General features: G+C 42.7%; 16 protein-coding genes. 8 read left to right on the top strand and 8 right to left on the bottom strand.

What is annotated here, in order from left to right; all coding sequences use genetic code 11:
- Window positions 1–199 precede the first annotated feature (199 nt).
- The 3 genes from EX191_RS02740 to EX191_RS02730 all read left to right on the top strand — a co-directional run bounded on the left by EX191_RS02740 (window position 200) and on the right by EX191_RS02730 (window position 7,040).
- The gene (locus tag EX191_RS02740; RefSeq protein WP_193447080.1) at window positions 200–4,585 is read left to right on the top strand and encodes an RHS repeat-associated core domain-containing protein; all 4,386 of its coding nucleotides are present in this window, start codon (window positions 200–202) and stop codon (window positions 4,583–4,585) included.
- Window position 4,586: 1 nt separating this feature from the next.
- Window positions 4,587–5,477 carry an immunity 49 family protein gene (locus EX191_RS02735; RefSeq protein WP_031822097.1) on the top strand — a complete coding sequence of 297 codons (891 nt, stop codon included), beginning with the start codon at window positions 4,587–4,589 and terminating at the stop codon, window positions 5,475–5,477.
- A 342-nt stretch (window positions 5,478–5,819) separates the two neighbouring features.
- Window positions 5,820–7,040, top strand: coding sequence for an ammonium transporter (locus EX191_RS02730; RefSeq protein ID WP_012841834.1), 1,221 nt, complete (start codon window positions 5,820–5,822; stop codon window positions 7,038–7,040).
- A 32-nt stretch (window positions 7,041–7,072) separates the two neighbouring features.
- Here EX191_RS02730 and EX191_RS02725 read toward each other — a convergent pair whose 3' ends face one another.
- Window positions 7,073–7,246 (bottom strand): hypothetical protein, encoded by a 174-nt coding sequence (locus tag EX191_RS02725; protein WP_012841833.1) that lies wholly within the window; start codon window positions 7,244–7,246, stop codon window positions 7,073–7,075.
- Window positions 7,247–7,364: 118 nt separating this feature from the next.
- On the opposite strand from EX191_RS02725, the gene cobB reads away from it, so the two are divergent.
- The gene (cobB, locus tag EX191_RS02720) at window positions 7,365–8,096 is read left to right on the top strand and encodes a Sir2 family NAD+-dependent deacetylase (protein WP_005396469.1); all 732 of its coding nucleotides are present in this window, start codon (window positions 7,365–7,367) and stop codon (window positions 8,094–8,096) included.
- 90 nt (window positions 8,097–8,186) lie between these two features.
- Here the strand turns inward: cobB and EX191_RS02715 are convergent, their stop codons facing one another.
- The 5 genes from EX191_RS02715 to potA form a co-directional block, all read right to left on the bottom strand.
- Window positions 8,187–9,224 carry an extracellular solute-binding protein gene (locus tag EX191_RS02715; protein ID WP_005396470.1) on the bottom strand — a complete coding sequence of 346 codons (1,038 nt, stop codon included), beginning with the start codon at window positions 9,222–9,224 and terminating at the stop codon, window positions 8,187–8,189.
- 247 nt (window positions 9,225–9,471) lie between these two features.
- Window positions 9,472–10,503: an extracellular solute-binding protein gene (locus tag EX191_RS02710; RefSeq protein ID WP_012841832.1), complete on the bottom strand. Its 1,032-nt coding sequence runs from the start codon at window positions 10,501–10,503 to the stop codon at window positions 9,472–9,474.
- A 106-nt stretch (window positions 10,504–10,609) separates the two neighbouring features.
- Window positions 10,610–11,380 (bottom strand): spermidine/putrescine ABC transporter permease PotC, encoded by a 771-nt coding sequence (potC, locus tag EX191_RS02705; protein WP_005396472.1) that lies wholly within the window; start codon window positions 11,378–11,380, stop codon window positions 10,610–10,612.
- On the bottom strand, window positions 11,380–12,240 hold the full coding sequence (gene potB, locus EX191_RS02700; RefSeq protein WP_012841831.1) for a spermidine/putrescine ABC transporter permease PotB: 861 nt from the start codon (window positions 12,238–12,240) through the stop codon (window positions 11,380–11,382). Before potB ends, potC begins: the two co-directional genes overlap by 1 nt.
- Window positions 12,221–13,336 carry a spermidine/putrescine ABC transporter ATP-binding protein PotA gene (potA, locus tag EX191_RS02695; RefSeq protein ID WP_005396475.1) on the bottom strand — a complete coding sequence of 372 codons (1,116 nt, stop codon included), beginning with the start codon at window positions 13,334–13,336 and terminating at the stop codon, window positions 12,221–12,223. The genes potB and potA overlap by 20 nt, the downstream gene beginning before the upstream one ends.
- 401 nt (window positions 13,337–13,737) lie before the next feature.
- On the opposite strand from potA, the gene EX191_RS02690 reads away from it, so the two are divergent.
- The 4 genes from EX191_RS02690 (at window position 13,738) to ttcA (ending at window position 17,133) form a co-directional block, all read left to right on the top strand.
- Window positions 13,738–14,535, top strand: coding sequence for a DUF2189 domain-containing protein (locus EX191_RS02690; RefSeq protein ID WP_012841829.1), 798 nt, complete (start codon window positions 13,738–13,740; stop codon window positions 14,533–14,535).
- Window positions 14,528–15,364 carry a glucosaminidase domain-containing protein gene (locus EX191_RS02685; RefSeq protein ID WP_053807420.1) on the top strand — a complete coding sequence of 279 codons (837 nt, stop codon included), beginning with the start codon at window positions 14,528–14,530 and terminating at the stop codon, window positions 15,362–15,364. Before EX191_RS02690 ends, EX191_RS02685 begins: the two co-directional genes overlap by 8 nt.
- 13 nt (window positions 15,365–15,377) lie before the next feature.
- A complete protein-coding gene (locus EX191_RS02680; protein WP_053807421.1) occupies window positions 15,378–16,040 on the top strand; it encodes a DUF2987 domain-containing protein in 663 nt (220 codons plus the stop codon).
- Between the two features lie 199 nt (window positions 16,041–16,239).
- Window positions 16,240–17,133, top strand: coding sequence for a tRNA 2-thiocytidine(32) synthetase TtcA (ttcA, locus tag EX191_RS02675; RefSeq protein ID WP_005377502.1), 894 nt, complete (start codon window positions 16,240–16,242; stop codon window positions 17,131–17,133).
- Between the two features lie 139 nt (window positions 17,134–17,272).
- Here the strand turns inward: ttcA and uspE are convergent, their stop codons facing one another.
- Both uspE and EX191_RS02665 read right to left on the bottom strand, forming a co-directional pair.
- Window positions 17,273–18,220: a universal stress protein UspE gene (uspE, locus tag EX191_RS02670; protein WP_053807422.1), complete on the bottom strand. Its 948-nt coding sequence runs from the start codon at window positions 18,218–18,220 to the stop codon at window positions 17,273–17,275.
- A gap of 180 nt (window positions 18,221–18,400) precedes the next feature.
- Window positions 18,401–19,147 (bottom strand): FNR family transcription factor, encoded by a 747-nt coding sequence (locus tag EX191_RS02665; RefSeq protein ID WP_005377497.1) that lies wholly within the window; start codon window positions 19,145–19,147, stop codon window positions 18,401–18,403.
- Between the last annotated feature and the right edge of the window lie 22 nt (window positions 19,148–19,169).

The following is a 19,169-nucleotide window of genomic DNA, read 5'->3' as shown; positions in this document are numbered from 1 at the left end:
GTCCCGTTAAAGTACGCTGCGCTCAGAAATTCAAAGAGTTGCATACGTGAAAATTGCCATCAATACATTCAGTCTACGCATACAGATGAATCTCTATCGGAGGATGTTTGATTAAGGCATCTTGCTCTCACAAATAAGAAGAGCGAAACGAGCACTAAATGATGCGGCAAGGTAAGAAAAGGACAAACACGTTACGGCTATGATCCCTCAATTCGTCATTCCTATCACGAATCGCTTTGGCGAAAGCTATCACTTCTCAGGTCAGTTACTTACTAGCGGCGAACCTAAAACATTCGTGACCAAACAAGAGGCAATAGAGTTTCTTGAGAGCTTTGGTGAGCTTGACCTTCGCTCTGTCGAGGACTTGTTCTATGCGATTGGTCAATTCAAGCCAAACATACCTGACGGTGAGCTTACTTCCCAACACTATAATTCAACGTTTGCCAATGCTTTGGTGAACGGTGACTTGCATGTCGCTCGAATTTTGCCGACCGGAGAAAACTACGCACTCTCCTCTGCGGTTACGCCTCCACCGACTCAAAGTACCGTCAATGCAAAGCCATCGAAGGGAAAGGGGAAGTCGAATAAAAAGAGTGGAAGAAGTGCCGCATCTGCTAAGCCTCAGCAACAAAGCAGCGAAAAACATGAGAAAGCCGGTGACCCTGTATCACTTGTTACGGGTGAAGAAATTCTCGAACTCTATGATATCGAGCTACAACAAGGCACTACTTGGCAGCGTAATTATCGCTCATCGCAGTCGGATGTAAATCATGGAATGGGCTTTGGTTGGCGACATGCATTTCAGTTTGAATTACGCGAAAAGACGGACGAGAAAGATAATGTTATCGCTTGGGAGTTTGTTGACGATAAGGCCGATATCACAGAATTTGAGCCAGTAGATATTGGAGCAACAAGTTATCAAATATACGCTGGTGCGAGCTGTTATTTCCTGAGCTCAACAACTCGGATTGTAACGCTCGCTAGTGGGCATCAATATCGGTTTGAGCAAAAAGATGATCGTTGGCTTGTTAAACAAGTTAGAAATGGCACGTTTTCAACGTTTCAATTGCAGTATTCTCGAAACCATCGATTGATCGAGATCGCATATAACAAGCGTCCGGTTCTTGAATGTCAATATGATAAGCAAGGACGCCTTGTAGAACTGCTTAATGCAAAGTCCCAAAAAGTTCTGACAACTTATACCTATGATGAGCACGATGATTTGGTCAGTGCAACTAATCATTTGGGCTTAAAGGAACAATATCAATATAGCGGTCATTTAATTGTTAAGCGTGTACGACCAACTGGCTTTACTCATTATTTTGAATGGGATGGCGAAGGTGCTAACGCGAAATGCATCAGGAACGTTGGGGACGCAGGAATTTATGACTATCGCTTCCATTATCAGGGAAATCATTCTTCTTATTCTGACTCGTTAGATCATCAATGGTCTTTCTTGCATGACGAGCAGGGTAACTTACTCGAGAAAATAAGCCCCACAGGTAAAACTTGGCGATGGCAATATGATGAATTAGGACGAAAAGCACAAGCTATCTATCCTGATCAGTCAACGGTCAATTATCAATATAATCAGCATGGTCAATTAGTTTCTAAGTTTCATTCCTCTGGCAAAGAAGTTCAATATGGTTATGACGGCTTAGGTAAGTTAGTTAAAACGGTTTCACCTGACGGGGATATCGAGAAGGCTTACTATAATAGCCTCGGTCAAAGAGTTTGGGATACCGATCAGTTCGGCTGTGTCACGGAATATGATTACGATAAACACGGTCAAGTCGTCAAAAAAGAGTCTGAAGATGGTAAGAAAAGTCAGTGGTGGTGGGATGAACAACAAAGACTTATCGCGAATGAAATAGACGGTACATTACTTCGTTACAGCTACAACGAAGAAGATCTGGTGAATGGCGTCGCTTATCCCGATGGGTGTATTGCTCAACTCGCTTATGATCAATTTGGCAGGCGTACATCAGTTCGTTATTTTAACGACGAAGACAAAGTCGGTTATAGCGAAGAATATTCTTACGATGAGCACAGCCGTGTTGCTCAGATTCGAACGCCAGCAGGCATTACCTCGTATCAGTGGGGAGCACTCGCGCAACAAGAAGCAGTCATCTTCCCCGATGGCAGCCATATTTCTTATGAATACGATCAACAACGTAACCTGACTAAATTAGTTCGGAGTGACGGCTTAGAATTCGAATTCCTGTATGACGATGAAGGCCAGCTATCAGGAACTGTTGGGTTTGATAATCTACAAAGCCAATTTGATTATGACGATATGGGGCGCATCCATCGTAAGCAAGTCGCCGATAGGACCGTGCTGTACCGCTATGACGCTGCGGGTTATCTCAAGCACGTCAAAGCAGGAAATGGTAGCAGTATTGTAGAGAACCACTTCAATTATACGTTTGGTGGGCGACTTACTTTCGCATCCAATCGCCATCAAACATTGCAATACCAATACTCTTCATTCGGGCATTTAACAAAGCGCCTTCAAGGTCAGTTTGAGATAGCGCAGGAGTTTAACAGAGTTGGCCAACGCGTATCTCAGGTACTGCCAGATAATACGGAGCTGAACTTCTCTTACGATCGATATGGGCGTTTTTCAGCGATTCGGTTTGGAAACCTAGATTTACCTCAAATCAAATTTCATTACGATGAAATGGGACGAGTTTCCCAAATTGAAACGGCACATTTTAATGAGCGCATCATTTATGATGGTGTTGGTCGTTTGGTTGAACAACATTGGCCAGATAGAGAGAAAAAGTACGTTTACAATGCGCAAAACCGTATTTCATCAATCATTGATAATACGGCAGGAGCAACGCACTATCAGTACGATGCCTTAGGGCAACTGAAACGAGTCAATGCTTCCGGAGAAGTGACTAAATTTGAATACGATAGTTTTGGCAATCCTACTTTGCCATCTTCAGAGGTATTCGCTGATCGTATTGAAGTACACGATGATGTCCGGTTCAAATATGACGCGCAAGGAAATCAGACAAAACGTGAGGGGCAAGGACACGTTCAGACTCGCGTATTTGATGCGTTAAATCAGCTCATTGAAGTTCACACCGACGATGGTATCAGTCAATATGAATATGATGCATTAGGGCGCAGAACGAAGAAAATTACACAACAAGGCGTTACGGAGTTCCTGTGGGAAGGTGAACGTTTAATTGGTGAACGCTCTTCAGGTGCTTTCCGCTGGTACCTATATCAACCAGAAACCTACACGCCAGTGGCACTGTTAGAGAATGACGTTATTTATTGGTACCAGTGCGATCAAATTGGTAAGCCAGAGCGACTAATCGATTGCGAACGGAATGTTGTATGGAGTGCAAGTTACGATGCTCACGGTTTTGCTCATGTACATATTGAAAAAGTAGTAAATCCACTGCGTTTTCAAGGGCAGTACTTCGATCAAGAAACCGACTTACACTACAACCTCGCTCGGTATTACGATCCTAAGCTAGGACGCTTTATCCAACAAGATCCGATATCTATTGCTGGTGGCATTAACCATTACCAATATGCAGTCAACCCTATCCAGTGGATTGATCCAACAGGCTTCTTGTGTGAAGAAGGGCTAAAACGCTTGGGTCAAATGTTGGCAGCGTATCAGGCGCAAAGCGGTGTCCCCCAAGAGGTTTGCGATCAGATTTTAGAAGCTGCAAAAGAGTCATCCGTCGGAGAAGATGGCGTTCGCTCGCAAGTCAAAATCCGAAAACCCAATGGTAAAAACAATATTCGATATGAATACGATTTAGACCATATTGATTGCGAGAAAAATGAAATTACTTTCTATCGTCATATCAATCATTCAGATGGCAGCAGGCACGAAGTTCAGTATGTTGTTGGGATTGAGGAATTTGTAAATGCTCATGTTTTTGACTCAGAGAAAGTTGGCGGGGAAGAAGGTTGCACGATCTTCACTGAAGACCTTGTGCTGAATAAAGCAGAGTATAAAGAAAACTCTGAACTCAATACGAGTGATTATGAGCTAACAGAAAAAAACAAAGCAAAAATTGATGAATGTTTGAAAGACCGTCAAGAGGCTATGAAGGCTCGAACTGGCGAAGATGGATATAACGCTCAAATCGCCAAGATTAATCAGCAATCTGCAAAAATTGGTGAGTTGGCCGCGGATGATTTTGTTCGAAATAAATGTCCCAATGCTAAGCTGCTTCATCCTAAAGATATTGGAACCTCAATTTCGAAGCCGGGCGACTTTGATATGGTTTATGAGGTGGAAGAGCCACCACCAGGTGAAATTATAATTGTTGAGGCCAAAGGAGGGAGCAGCCCGCTGGGCAGCCGCAAGATTGGAAATATGGCATATCAGCAAGGGACAACGGAATACACTGCAGAAATCACCAGGCTAATGTCGAAAAATAAAGAAGGAACGACTGAAAAAATAACAGCAAGAAAAATTCAACATGCAGCTTCGTTCGGCATACCTATTCGATATATACATACTCAAACAAGCATCCCTGAAAGTGGAAATGCCTCAGACGTAATAGTAGATGCGGCAGAGTTTAAAATTGATTCCAAAGGACTAATTTAAAATGCAAAGTAAAGTTGTAGAACGCAAAGCAAATCCTGAGTTGAGTGAAAGTGGAGTTTCTTCTGAGAAAGAATTTATCAATAAGATATTAGATCAGCGCAAAGAAGGTCTTAAAATCAGGCGAGAAAACTTGGTTAGTTTTGGTGATTTTGCCATTGACCAGGTTCGCTGGTATACATGGTTTCAAACTTCACATGAAGACGAACAAATTTGTACATTACGTCTTTACGAAACTTCATTAATGGGGGCTTGTTATCATAGACTTGCTATGAATCCCAATGATGAACTAACTATAAAGATTCTCGACTATCCTGAAGTAAAGTGGGACGGGGAAGGTATTTTAAAAACGGGGTGCATAAATCCTAATAGATGGATTGATATGTATTTCATATCGACAATTGTGCGTGATAGACCAAGTTTAGACGCATTGGCGAACTTTCCAATTTCTTTGATGAGGCAGAGCTCTACCAAAGCGGGTGAGCTGTCTTATATGTTAGTAGACGTCATTCAGTCGTTCCATCACCGTACAGCAGACTACCCTGATAAACTGGTGGCCGCGATGGACGCGGCAGTTGCTCAGGGTGATGATTGGGCGTTAGAAATCGCCATGGGTATTTTGGAAACTTTTGCTGCCCTGACAACTGACATCGGTTATGACTTTGAAGAAGTACTCATTAAGAACCTTCAGTTCCAAGAGAAATACCAAATGAGGCTCGATAAGCCAGAGGACTTGATTTCTATAGAAACTTTCATCTCTTTCCCTTTGCTTGGTATGGCTTGTATGTGGTACGACAAAGGCAATCGTTTATCTATTGAAACCGGTTGGCTTCCTCCTTATCTCGTCGAGGGGCGCTGGTTAGAGGATGTAAAAGCAGGGAAGATCACTCGATAAACCCCTTTAGTTAGCAATTCAGTATATAAGCCACCTCTCATGGGGTGGCTTTTACGTTTATCGTAAAAAGCTTGCTGCTTGTTGAGCTATATGGTGCGCATTATGTTGGTGCACTAAAACCATATTGGTGCACTTATTAGCGTGTTAAGCACCATTTCAAGAATGCATAATTTTATTAAAGTTCATACAAAACAATAAATTAAAGTGTAAGTGTTAGAAATGTAAATTATGGAATGAGAATTGCTCTGTTAGACGCTCTATAAATTAAGTTCACCAAATTGGTGATGAGCCTAACTTTGATGCACAGGATAAGTGCGCTACAGATCAACGGAGACAATCATAATGAGTGTAACTGCCAATCAGGTACACGGCGCTGTACAAACTCTCACGCAAAGTTCCGACACACTTTTCTTACTACTTGGCGCAATCATGGTTTTTTTGATGCATGCTGGTTTTGCTTTTCTTGAAGTAGGAACCGTGCGCCAAAAGAACCAAGTTAATGCTTTAGTTAAAATCTTGGCCGATTTCGGTATTTCCGCCATTGCGTATTTTTTCATTGGATACTGGGTCGCTTATGGCGGCACCTTCTTTGCTGATGCAGAGACGTTATCTCAAGGCAATGGTTACGAGTTGGTGAAGTTCTTTTTCTTGCTGACCTTCGCTGCAGCGATTCCTGCTATTGTTTCTGGTGGTATCGCAGAGCGAGCTCGTTTTTATCCGATTCTAATCGCAACATTTTTCACTGTCGGCATCGTATACCCGTTATTTGAGGGAATGATCTGGAACGGAAACTTTGGTGTTCAAGCTTGGTTTGAAAATACCTTTGGTTATGGCTTTCACGACTTTGCAGGTTCAGTCGTTGTACATGGTGTTGGCGGCTGGATAGCGTTGGTTGCCGTTGTGTTTTTGGGCATGAGAAAAGGCAGAGTTCGAGCAGGAAAGCATACCAACTTTGCACCTTCGAATATTCCGTTTTTGGCTTTGGGAGCTTGGATCTTATGTGTGGGGTGGTTTGGCTTCAACGTCATGTCAGCTCAAACCGTGTCAGGCATAAGTGGCTTGGTGGCTATGAACTCATTGATGGCAATGGTCGGAGGCATTGTCGCGTCATTGTTGGCTGGTAAGAATGACCCCGGCTTTATTCATAACGGCCCACTAGCTGGCTTGGTTGCTGTATGTGCGGGCTCAGACTTAATGCATCCTATCGGTGCTTTAGTGACAGGTGCGATTGCTGGCGTGCTATTTGTTTATCTTTTTACCTACCTACAAAACAAAACCAAGATTGATGATGTGTTGGGTGTCTGGCCTTTACACGGTTTATGTGGCGCTTGGGGTGGTATTGCTGCGGGGATCTTTGGTCAAAGCGCGTTGGGTGGGCTAGGTGGCGTGAGCATTATCGTTCAGCTTCTAGGAACGCTTTTGGGCATTTCTATCGCAGTGATTGGGGCGCTTGCAGTCTACGGCGCGATCAATGCCAGTATGGGACTAAGGCTTTCGGAAGAAGACGAATTCAATGGCGCTGACCTAGCCATTCATAAAATATCTTCTACCAACGAGGATTGAGGCCAATGTGGGAGCGGCGTAAAGCCGCTCTTTTAGCAATTGCCTTTTTTTGCTTGGCCAGGGGGACAGAAATCTCCATTACCACGATGGTTATCGTCATTGGTGCTGACTCTTACTTTTACGTCGTCCACTTCGCCTTCAACATTGGTTAGTTGGCAACCTGCTAAAGTCGTAAGTAATATAAGCGCTAGAGATACTTGTCTCATTGCTGTTCCTCTTAAATTGTAATTCTAATAGTGACCATTACGACCATGGTCTAATCCATATTACTACTGTTGCTATTCTTTCAGTGTTAAGCTAATGAAAAAACAGCAAGGATGAGTTATGAATTTCCCTTATAGAAATATTGTAGTACTTACTGGTGCAGGTATCTCGGCCGAATCTGGTATTCAAACATTTCGTGCGCAAGATGGCCTTTGGGAGAATCACCGTATTGAAGATGTAGCAACACCTGAAGGGTTTGCTCGCGATCCGGACCTTGTTCAAGACTTTTACAACCAACGCCGCAAGAAACTTCAAGACAATGCGATACAGCCGAATGCCGCGCATAAGGCACTGGGCCGCCTAGAAACCGAGTTAGAAGGTAAAGTGACGGTCATCACTCAAAATATAGACAACCTTCACGAAAGAGGCGGCAGCCATAACGTCATTCATATGCACGGTGAGCTTTTAAAAGCGAGATGCAGTGAATCAAACCAAGTTATAGAACATAGTGAAGACATTAAGACTGGTGAGCTTTGTCATTGCTGTCAGATCCCTTCACAAATGCGACCACATATTGTTTGGTTTGGTGAAATGCCACTACGAATGGGGGATATCTACGCAGCATTAGAAGAAGCAGATTTATTTATTTCTATCGGGACTTCTGGCGTCGTATATCCCGCAGCAGGTTTTGTTCATGATGCAAAAATGCATGGCGCACATACTATTGAAATTAACCTCGAGCCTAGTGCGGTAGAAAGTGAATTTGAGGAAAAACGCTACGGAAAAGCAAGCGTCGAGGTTCCAAAATTAGTTGACGAGATACTGGCTCTAGAAGGAAAAGAAAGAGCGTAATAATTCTCACAGAGGAGAGCTTTTGTCTTGTCATTGAGAACAAAAAAAGCGGCTCATGAGCCGCTTTTTCATATCTTTAAAACTAACGAATTAGTTGTTCACTTTTAGCTTTTGGAAGTACTCATCGTACATTACGCTCGCTTCGCCAACTTCATCTTGCCAAGTACCGCTGTCCATCACTTCTTGTGGTGGGAAGATGCTTGGATCGTTAGCAAATTCTTTCGGTAGCAGTTCGTGTGCCGTTTTCACTGGAGTAGGGTAACCAATCTCTAGTGCGATCTTAGCTGCGTTTTCTGGGCGCAGTAAGAAGTCAATCATCTTATGAGCCGCATCAACGTTCTTCGCGCCAGCTGGAATTGCCAGGCTGTCCATCCAGAAGATCGTTCCTTTTTCTGGCCAGATGATGTCGATGTTCGCGCCTTCTTGACGAGCCATGTAAGCAGAACCATTCCAAAGCATACCAAGTGAAACTTCACCCGCTAGGTAAGGGTTTGCAGGAAAGTCTGAGTTAAATACTAATACGTTTGGCATTAGCTTTTTCAGTTCTTCGTAAGCGGCTTTGATTTCTTCTGGGTTAGTCGTGTTTGGTGAGTAACCAAGCTTAGTCAATGCAATGTGGAATACTTCGCGAGAATCATCCATCAACATTAGTTGACCTTCCCACTTGCTATCCCAAAAATCATCCCACTTAGTAACAGATGATTTGTCTAGCATGTCAGCATTGATACCAATACCTGTCGCACCCCAAATGTAAGGGATAGAGTAGTTGTTGTTCGGATCGAACGGCTTGTTAAGGAAGTTAGTATCAAGATCGGCAAAATGAGACAATTTCTCTTTGTCGATCTGTTGCAGCATGCTTTCTTTACGCATTTTAGAGACGAAATAGGTAGACGGTACTACCAAGTCGTAACCAGAACCTTGGGTTTTAAGTTTTGCGTACATACTCTCGTTAGATTCATATGTAGAGTAAATAACTTTGATTCCAGTTTCTTTTGTAAAGTCTTCAAGAACTTCGTTTGGAATGTATTCCGACCAGTTGTAGAAATACAGTTCTTGATCAGCAGCCATTGCAGGGGTAGCGATGAGCGTCGCTGCACATAGAGCGCTTGCGTAGAATTTACTTTTCATTTGTTTTCCGTTTTGTTTCGCGATTGGACAAGTCAATACTAGCTGGAGTTATCAAGTTGATCCAAATCGCAGTAAGCACAAATCTGTTTATTTAGCTCGAGGGCTGTATCTCCGCTTTGTGAGAAGATAAAACTAGACATCGAGCCAGATAAACCTAGCAACGCATAATTATATCAGTCAATTACAAAAATAGGCAGCGTATTGCTGCCTATTTTCTTTTAGTCGATGACTTGTTACACAAGCTCGATTACTGTCCCGCTTTCAGCTTTAGGAAGTAATCTTCGTACTTAACGGTTAGATCACCAACCGCATCTTGCCATTCCACTCGATCAAGATCTTCTTGAGAAGGAAATAGCGGTGCAACATCTTTAAACTTAGCGTTCGATTCCTCTACCGCTGTTAAGTAACCAGTATCACGTGAGATTTGCTCTGCGATTTCTGGACGTAGTAGGAAGTCGATCATCTTGTGAGCTGCTTCTACGTTCTTCGCACCGGAAGAGATAGCGAAGTTATCAACCCAACCGATACCGCCTTCTTTAGGAAATACGAGTTTAAGATTTAGGCCTTCATTTTGAGCAGCTGCAGCGCTGCCGTTCCAAAGCATACCAACGCCCACTTCACCAGACATGTAAGGTGCGCCTGGGTTGTCAGAGTTGAAAACTAGAACGTTTGGCATCAACTTTTGTAGCTCAGCGTACGCTTCATCTATTTGTTTAGGGTCTTTTGAGTTGCCTGAATAGCCAAGTTTACGCAGAGCGATATGGAAGACTTCACGAGTGTCGTCCATCAGCATTACTTGACCTTCAAGCTCAGGCTTCCATAGATCTGCCCAGCTTTGGAAGTCGTTTGGATCGTACATATCTGCGTTAACCGCTAGACCTGTAATCGCAACAACGTGTGGAATAGAGTAGTCGTTATTTGGATCGTAAGGCTTGTCTAGATAGTTCTTATCTAGGTTGCCGAAGTTTTTAAGCTTAGTCTTATCGATCTTTTGTAGCATACCTTCATCGCGCATTTTTGCTACGAAGTACGTTGAAGGTACCACTAGATCATAACCTTGGTTATGAGTTTTTAGCTTTGCGTACAAAGTTTCATTCGACTCGTAAGTCGAGTAGATCACTTTGATACCAGTTTCTTTGGTAAATTGCTCTAGGATATTACTGTTGATGTAAGGCCCCCAGTTCATAAATACCAATTCTTTATCGTCCGCTGCCGCTGAACCTGAGAACAGAGAAAGCGCACATGCACTACCAGCTAATAGAGTAGCCCATTTTTTCATTGACGTTAGCTCCAAACCAAACGTTGTCCAAATCATTTTGGACGGTAGATAGAAAAACAGAATGGCATGTAACCATTCTGTTTCGTGATGTTAACGGATGTGGATTTTACTTTACTTTTTCTCTTGCGAGCAACTGAGAAATTACGACAAGAATTAAAGAAACTACCAACATGACCGTTGCAAGAGCATTCACTTCCGGTGAAATACCCACCTTAACCATCGAGTAAATTTTCAATGGTAGGATTTCATACGTTGGACCTGTTACGAACGAACTGATAATTACGTCGTCCAGAGACAGGGTAAAGCTAAGCAGCCAGCCTGCCGCAACTGCTGGTTTTGCAAGAGGAAGGATGATCTGCTTTAAGATAACCCATTCACTTGCGCCAAGATCTTTTGCTGCTTCCAACATCTTCACATCGAAGCCATTTAAGCGGCTGTATACGGTTACCACCACAAATGGCAAACAGAAGGTGATGTGGGCAATCAATAGAGTAAAGAAGCCCAGCTGTGCGCCTAATACTAGGAACAGAGCAAGTAATGAAATCGCCATGACAATATCTGGAGACATCATTACGACAAACAGCATGCCGTTTACAGCACCTTTGCCTTTGAACGAGTAACGGAATAGGGCAACAGCTGTTAAGCTCCCAATAATAGTAGCCGCTGTTGCAGAAAATACCGCCACGTTCAATGAGTGCCATGCAGCCTGCATTAGGCTGTCGTTGTTGACTAGGGTTTCATACCATTTCGTGGTGAAACCACCCCATTTCATACCAAATTTATTGGCGTTAAATGAGTTTACGATTAGTACAACGATTGGCAGATACAAAAATGCATAAACCAACGCCATAAAGCTAAATCTAACTGTGCGTCCCATTAGTCTAGCTCCACTTTCTTATTCAATAATTTTCCTGCTCGGTAGTAAGCGTAAAGCATGACCGCCATTGCGAAGGTGAGGGCGATACTGGTCGCAGCACCAAATGGCCAATCACGAGCGTTCAATACTTGGCTCTTAATTACGTTACCAATCAGTAGGTTCTTCGCACCGCCTAGAAGATCTGAGATGTAGAACATACCCAGCGCAGGTAGTAGAACCAACAAACAGCCACCGATAATGCCAGGCATTGTCAGAGGTAGAATTACTTTAGTAATGGTTTGGAGCTTGTTCGCACCGAGGTCTTTTGCTGCCTCGATGTAAGTGTTGTCCAACTTCTCGATTGCCGAGTAAAGCGGCAGAATCATGAAAGGAAGTAGGATGTATACAAGACCAATCATTACAGCCGTTTCGGTATACATAATACGCAACGGCTTGTCGATGATTTCCATTGCCATCAGCGACTTGTTCAAAATGCCCTGTGTACCGAGAACAATCTTCAGTCCGTAAGTTCGAATCAAAGAGTTCGTCCAAAATGGTACGATCACCAAAAACAGCATAAACGGACGCCATTTTTCAGGCATTTTCGCTACGATATAAGCAAACGGGTATCCAATGACTAAACACAACAACGTTGCCACAATTGCCATGTAGAACGAGTGCATCAGCACTTTCGCATACAGTGGGTCCAGCAGACGCAAGTAGTTGTCGAAAGTGAATGTCATTTCGATTAAGTTTGCTTCATCACGCGTTAAGAAACTGGTACCAATAATCATCACGTTTGGTACCAACACAAACAGTGTTAGCCAGCCTACGATTAAGGCAATGATCGCGTTCTGAAGATTAATCTTCTTGCTTATCATTGAGTACTACCTCCCAGCTCTCAACCCAAGTGATAGCGACTTTCTGGCCAAGTGAGTGGTCCACATCAGGATCATCTTCGTTAAAGAATTCGCTTACCATTACACGCATACCTGAATCCAATTGGATAACAGAATCTAACGTCATACCTTTATAAGTACGCTCAGTTACGTGACCAACAATGCCTTTTTCTTCAGACTCTTTGATTTCTTCGATACGTAAGTCTTCAGGGCGAAGTAGTACTTGTAGTTTGTCGCCTTTCTGTGCTTCCTTATCGTAGTAAACGACGGATTCAACACCTTCAATTTCTGCGCGGATGCGTTTGTCATCGATGCGCTCTAGCATGGTTGCATTGAATACGTTGATCTCACCAATAAAGCGAGCAACAAACAGGTTCTTAGGCTCTTCGTAAATCTCACGCGGAGAGCCATCTTGTTCGATAACGCCATCACGCATCACGATAATGCGGTCTGACATCGATAGGGCTTCTTCCTGGTCATGTGTTACAAAGATAAAGGTAATACCAAGTTGACGCTGAAGCTGCTTCAACTCAATCTGCATTTGTTTACGCAACTTGTAGTCCAGCGCCGATAGCGATTCATCGAGCAGAAGTACTTTTGGTTTATTAACAACTGCACGAGCAATTGCGATACGCTGTTGCTGGCCACCAGAAAGTTGGTGCGGTTTACGCTGTGCCATTTTTTCTAGACGAACCATGCGTAATGCTTCCATTACTCTTGGTTCAATCTCTGCTGCAGGCGTTTTCTGCATACGAAGACCAAAAGCGACATTGTCAAAAACGGTCATGTGTGGAAACAGTGCGTAACTTTGAAATACCGTGTTGACGTGTCTCTGCTCAGCAGGAACCTGTGTTACATCTTGGTCATCCAAAATGATTTGACCGTTATCCGCCGCTTCAAAACCAGCGATCATTCGTAAAACAGTCGTTTTACCACAACCAGAAGGCCCAAGAATCGTCAGAAACTCACCATGATTAACATCCAGATTTAAATTACCGATGATTTCCTTACCATCGAAACTTTTACTAATACCAGATAAACGAATAACTGGCTTTCCTGCTTGCGGTTTTGCGTTCAACGTCTGTATTTCCCCCACGTTCAAGCTGGAATAATCCCAGCTGATGTGACACTAGCCATTCACTTTTGAGGCGCGCATCATAATCACCAAAATTGTGAAATTAAAGCATTTTCTTATCTTGAAACAGAAAAAATTTTGCAGGCAAAAGTCATCATTCCTTACCATACTGTTTTTATAAGATTAATTGGCATTTAAACACAGTTTGATAGCACTAAGCTCTGTACAATAATTGTTTTCAATTTCATAACCTTGTGAGTGGTTAATTATCAACCATACAGTTGAGATTGCAAGGATAGTACGTGAGTTGTAATGTTAGATGTGGAAAGATTTCTTTATAATAACGGCCACATTAATTGACTGGAATTCCAGTGAAAATTTTACAAGTTAATCTTGGATAAACTATGAACGACGATTTTGAGAAAGATTTCAATCTTGGGGGGAGTGTAGAGCGAGCTTTGTCTGGCAACTACGAGCTTAAAGCTGGGGCTGTTTTCAATGAGGCTTGGCGAGCAACCATCCAGCACTTTTTATCCTTTTCTCCTGCTATTATTGTATTGCTTTTTGTCCAGTTAGGTATTTTCTATATCGCGTTACAACTGCAGTTGGGTGATCTGACCGTTATTCTTGATGCATTTGAGAATCCAGAATCATTCACTAACGATATTGTGTCTTCTATTTATGTCGCGAACTTTAGTTATGAGGTGATCAGCGCCCCAATTTATGCAGGGATCAGCTTGATGGCGATGAGTCATATAGCGGGCTTAAAGACTAAGTTGCGCCATGTAGGTAAAGGGCTGCAGTTTACTATTCCCGTGATCCTAGCAACGCTGATGAGCCTAATGCTGCAAGGCGTAGTTGGTATGATCTTCCCTCTACTGTCCTTGTATCTTTCTTTAGCGTTTAGTCACTCTATCTTGTTGATTTGTGAAAAAAGAGTGCCACCAATGCAGGCGCTACTGTTATCACTTCGCGCTATTAACAAGAAGATTTTTGTTGTCGCAGGGCTTTACTTAGGCGTGATGTTGATGTTTATTGTCGCAGCGATGTTCTACGGTATTGGCTTGATTTTTGTGTTGCCATTCTTCTTTCATTTGAAAGGCATACTCTACCGCGAAATGTTTGGAATTAAGCTCAAAATCGTTGCAACACAGAAAAACGACAATGATCACGATGGTAACTCACAGGTGTTTGATGCCTAATTCTTTAAAATCAATAAGTTTACGAGTGGCGGCTACCTGTATAGCCGCCACTTTCATTTCCATTGGACCGTATTTACACTACGAGCAACAGTTTAAATATGTTGAGAATCCTGATGTGCTGTCCGGGACAATTAAGCATGTCGATTTGTCTCATTTGCCACACATTGGTGATATCCCTGACTTCAACGCAATAAAAGACACCAAAGAGAAAAAAGCGGCGTTTTTTGATTTTTTAAGGCCTAAAATAGCACTTGAGAATCAACGAATTCGCCATGAACGAGCGTTTCTTACTTCTTTAAAGGTGGGACAAATCACTCAAGAGCAAGAAGAGTACGCTCAGCGACTAGCGGCTCTGTATTCTTTGCCTTTGAGCGACAACAAAGTCGATCACGCGTGGTTGGGTGAAATGCTTGTGCGAGTGAATGTCTTACCAGAAGCGCTGGTTCTAACTCAAGCAGCAAATGAATCTGCGTGGGGCACTTCTCGTTTTGCCACTCAAGCGAACAACTTGTTCGGCCAATGGTGTTATAAAAAGGGTTGTGGAATTGTTCCTGCGCAACGTGGCGCAGGCAAAGCTCATGAAGTTGAAAAATTCGATTCTGTACAGCAGTCGGTTCATGGCTACTTTATGAATGTCAATCGAAACCCAGCGTATGCTGAACTGCGTGAAATCAGAGCTTCTCTAGCCGAAAAGAACAAAGACCTGTTATCGGTCGCAACGGCTTCAGAGTTAACTCATGGATTGATAGCATATTCTGAACGTGGCATTGCCTATGTACACGATCTTCGCGCTATGATTCGTCATAATAACGCCTACTGGACACAATAAAATAACGGATAAAATGAAAAAGTTAAGCCTAAGTCTATTGGGAAGTGCGGCGCTAATTCTTGTATCGCCAATAACCCAAGCTCAAGAGTACATGTTCACGTACTCAAAGTTATACACCCAACTCAAAAACAACAATAAAGAAGGGCATGACAACGTGAAAGTTGGCGTCTTCTTTGTGGACGCAAAAACTAAGCAAATTTGTACAATAGAAAAAGCTTGGATGGAAAAAGAAGAGCACTATGAAGAGTTTGTTATCCCTGCTTCACAAGAGTTGCCTCTGCCAGTCGATAAAAACTTAAAGTCAGCGAATCCGTTGGTTTTTGTCGATACTCCAAAAGATACTCGCTGCGATTACTCACTTGTCGTGATGACCAAAGAACCATTACAGGGTAACGTTTCTTACGAGCAACTTAAGCCTCTTCTACCTCAAATGCAGACGATGCTGGAAGATTTAGGCGGTATGTTTGCGGGTTGGTTTACACCTGAAGTTCAAGGTGTGACGATGGAGTTTGCAAATCAACTGAATGATAAAGTGATTTTCTCAAACGGAACCGAAAAGCCAATTGTCAATGGCAAGATACAAGTCGCACTAAGTGAAATAGGGCAAGGTGGCACAATGACACTACCAGAACCGACGATGCGAGTGCTACCTTATCTGCCTAACGCAAAGAAGTGAACACTGAGAGTTTAGAAAGGGCTGCAATTGCGGCTCTTTTTTCATTTGTGACCGTAACTAAAGTATCTTTCACACTCTTTTCTTAAAGACTCAATAAGACAAGCATTTAATCCTGCGTAAAAAGCTCGTATAATCCACGCCCCAAAGAAACCCATGTTAGGAAGTCCTAGTCGATTTATCGGCGATGTGAGAGCCCGCAATGAACCAAATAGATACAAGAAAAGAAACCCTAGAATTCAACAAGCTTCAGAAACGCCTGAGAAGACATGTTGGAAATGCCATTACTGATTACAACATGATCGAAGAAGGCGATGTTGTGATGGCATGTATTAGCGGTGGTAAAGATTCATTCGCGATGCTTGATATCCTGTTGAATCTTCAAAAAGCTGCGCCAATCAAATTTGAAGTGGTTGCGGTAAACCTAGACCAAAAACAACCGGGCTTCCCTGAGCATATTCTGCCTGAGTATTTCGAAACACTAAATATCCCTTACTACATCGTAGATAAGGACACGTATTCAGTCGTAAAAGAGAAAGTACCAGAAGGCAAAACCACTTGTGGTCTGTGTTCACGCCTACGACGTGGTACGTTGTATTCATTTGCAGAGAAGATTGGTGCAACTAAGCTTGCGCTAGGTCATCACATGGATGACATCGTTGAAACAATGTTCTTGAATATGTTCCACGGCTCTCGCCTTAAAGCAATGCCACCAAAGTTACGCTCTGATGATGGTCGTAACGTGGTTATTCGTCCATTAACTTACTGTCGTGAAAAAGATCTTATCAAATACGCTGAGCACAAGGATTTCCCAATTATTCCGTGTAACCTTTGTGGCTCTCAAGAGAACCTTCAGCGTCAATCTATAAAAGCAATGTTGATTGAATGGGATAAGAAGACGCCAGGGCGTGTGGAAGCGATTTTTAAATCAATTCAAAACGTAAGCCCAAGCCAACTAGCAGACCGCGAATTGTTCGACTTTGTTAACTTACCGCTAGATCGTGAAGGTAACCGCGAAGAGTATGAATTTAATGAGGCTGTCGTTTCTTCGACGAATATTGATGAATCAATGTTCATCGATGTTACGAACATCTAACTCGTAAAAAAGGAGGTCAACTAGACCTCCTTTTTTGTATTCAACGCTTTAACTGTCCCCAAGCAAAAATCCCCCTTTTATTAGGGGGATTTATTAGCGTCTGTTTGAAAGCGCTCAATATAGCAATGCTAAAGAGAGATTAGGTTGCTGTATTTGGATCGAGAGGGCTAATGTAGCCTTTTGGTTTTAGAGCCAATACATCGCAATTTATTTTATCGATCACGTGCTCAGCTGTATTACCAATAAAGACAGCAGAAAGCCCGGTTCGCCCTGTGGTGCCTAAAATAACCATTGCAGCATTCAAGCGCTCTGCTGCTGCTGGAATGACATCTTCAGGTAAGCCTTGCTCAACAATCGTTTGCTCTTCATCAAGGCCGTGTTTTTGGCGTAATGCTTTCATCGCAGTTAAGTGATGACCTCGAACGGCATCGGTATAAGTCGTTGGATCAAACTCAGGAAGTTCAATGGTAATGTTCGCCGGTGTAACAGGATACGCATTGACAAGGTATGGTTTGGCATCCAGTCGAGTGGTGACTTCTTTTAGTCGCTCGACCATAGCATCGTTGAGATCAATATGAGTTGGATTTTCAGAGCCTACGTGCACCGAGGCAAGAATGCTTGCTTGTTCTGGCCAATCTGCATTTTTAATCAGAAGTACTGGGATAGGGCATTTACGTAGCAAGTGCCAATCGGTCGGAGTGAAAATTACAGATTCTAACACGTCGTGCTTACGTGTGCCTTTAATGACTAGGTCATGGCTGCCTGCATAGACCTCAGCGATAATTGCTTCGTAAGGACGGTTGTGCCAGACGACACATACATCAAAGTCGAAGCCATCGTTTAGATAAGGTTGAGCAATTTTACGCATCCACTGCTCACGTTGATGGATAACACCTCGACGCATAGCATCTCTTTCATCCACTGATAGCATTGACGTCATGTCATAAGAGAAATCGTAAATGGATAAAAAGAAAGTGATTCGGCTTCTAGATACACTTTTTTGAGCTAATTGAACAGCTCTTGCAAGTGCGGGCTGCTCATCATTATTGATGTCAGCTACAACAAGGATCTTACTGTATATACTCATAACTAAGCCCACTTCTATTGCAAAACCAGATACTGAATATAAATTAAATCAGTATTTTGGAGTACTTACCGTACATTTTTACTGTAGCTTAGTTTGGGTAACTTTTTGAGGACTTTCGAAAGGAATTTATGAGAAATATGATGTAGCTCATTTTCGAGCTACATCAATAATTGGGGTGTATTATTCTTTAGTTACACCAGCAAGTTCCATCAATGCATCGTGGTCTAAGATAGTGATATATTTACCTTTTACACTTAGGATCTCGGATTTCTGGAAACGACCCAACAAGCGACTGATTGTTTCCACTGTAAGACCAAGATAGTTACCAATATCACCACGAGTCATCGTTAAACGAAACTCTCTAGGGCTGAAGCCACGTTGAGAAAAACGAGTTGATAGGTTGTATAGGAAAGCCGCTAGACGTTCTTCTGCATTCTTTTTAGAAAGAAGCAAAATCATTTCCTGATCACCTTTAATTTCGTTACTCATCAAACGCATAATTTGCTGGCGAAGCTTAGGCATTTTACCTGATAGGTCGTCTAAAATTTCGTATGGGATTTCACATACCATCGACGTTTCAAGCGCTTGAGCAAAGCTAGGGTGGGAGTCACCTGTAATGGCATCGAAACCAACTAGGTCTCCGGCCAAGTGAAACGCTGTGATTTGCTCATCACCTTGCTCTGTGATCGTATAGCTCTTGATGGTACCAGAGCGGATAGCGTACAGAGATTTTAGCTCGTCACCAGCCTTAAAAAGCTCTTGTCCTTTTTGGATAGGCTTCTTACGTTCGATGATTTGGTCAAGCTGATCAAGTTCTGCCTCATTCAGAGTGAACGGGATACACAGCTGACTAATGCTACAATCTTGGCAATGAATGGCGCAACCGCCTGATTGGATACGCTTTGTTGCAGGTTTTTCAGAAATCATAACAACCTTTCACTATTTGATA

Origin of the sequence: Vibrio chemaguriensis, from assembly GCF_012275705.1 — a bacterium.
Taxonomy (GTDB): domain Bacteria; phylum Pseudomonadota; class Gammaproteobacteria; order Enterobacterales; family Vibrionaceae; genus Vibrio; species Vibrio diabolicus.
Note: the sequence above shows the minus strand (reverse complement) of the source record. Positions and strands in the feature narration are given on the sequence as shown.

Excerpts from the sequence above, each read along its gene's own strand:
- EX191_RS02735 (WP_031822097.1), top strand. The coding sequence starts at position 4,587 with ATGCAAAGTAAAGTTGTAGAACGCAAAGCAAATCCTGAGTTGAGTGAA.
- EX191_RS02665 (WP_005377497.1), bottom strand. The coding sequence starts at position 19,147 with ATGATTTCTGAAAAACCTGCAACAAAGCGTATCCAATCAGGCGGTTGC.
- EX191_RS02730 (WP_012841834.1), top strand. The coding sequence starts at position 5,820 with ATGAGTGTAACTGCCAATCAGGTACACGGCGCTGTACAAACTCTCACG.
- EX191_RS02740 (WP_193447080.1), top strand. The coding sequence starts at position 200 with ATGATCCCTCAATTCGTCATTCCTATCACGAATCGCTTTGGCGAAAGC.
- potC (WP_005396472.1), bottom strand. The coding sequence starts at position 11,380 with ATGGGACGCACAGTTAGATTTAGCTTTATGGCGTTGGTTTATGCATTT.
- EX191_RS02690 (WP_012841829.1), top strand. The coding sequence starts at position 13,738 with ATGAACGACGATTTTGAGAAAGATTTCAATCTTGGGGGGAGTGTAGAG.
- ttcA (WP_005377502.1), top strand. The coding sequence starts at position 16,240 with ATGAACCAAATAGATACAAGAAAAGAAACCCTAGAATTCAACAAGCTT.
- EX191_RS02685 (WP_053807420.1), top strand. The coding sequence starts at position 14,528 with ATGCCTAATTCTTTAAAATCAATAAGTTTACGAGTGGCGGCTACCTGT.
- EX191_RS02680 (WP_053807421.1), top strand. The coding sequence starts at position 15,378 with ATGAAAAAGTTAAGCCTAAGTCTATTGGGAAGTGCGGCGCTAATTCTT.
- cobB (WP_005396469.1), top strand. The coding sequence starts at position 7,365 with ATGAATTTCCCTTATAGAAATATTGTAGTACTTACTGGTGCAGGTATC.
- potB (WP_012841831.1), bottom strand. The coding sequence starts at position 12,240 with ATGATAAGCAAGAAGATTAATCTTCAGAACGCGATCATTGCCTTAATC.
- EX191_RS02725 (WP_012841833.1), bottom strand. The coding sequence starts at position 7,246 with ATGAGACAAGTATCTCTAGCGCTTATATTACTTACGACTTTAGCAGGT.
- uspE (WP_053807422.1), bottom strand. The coding sequence starts at position 18,220 with ATGAGTATATACAGTAAGATCCTTGTTGTAGCTGACATCAATAATGAT.
- EX191_RS02710 (WP_012841832.1), bottom strand. The coding sequence starts at position 10,503 with ATGAAAAAATGGGCTACTCTATTAGCTGGTAGTGCATGTGCGCTTTCT.
- EX191_RS02715 (WP_005396470.1), bottom strand. The coding sequence starts at position 9,224 with ATGAAAAGTAAATTCTACGCAAGCGCTCTATGTGCAGCGACGCTCATC.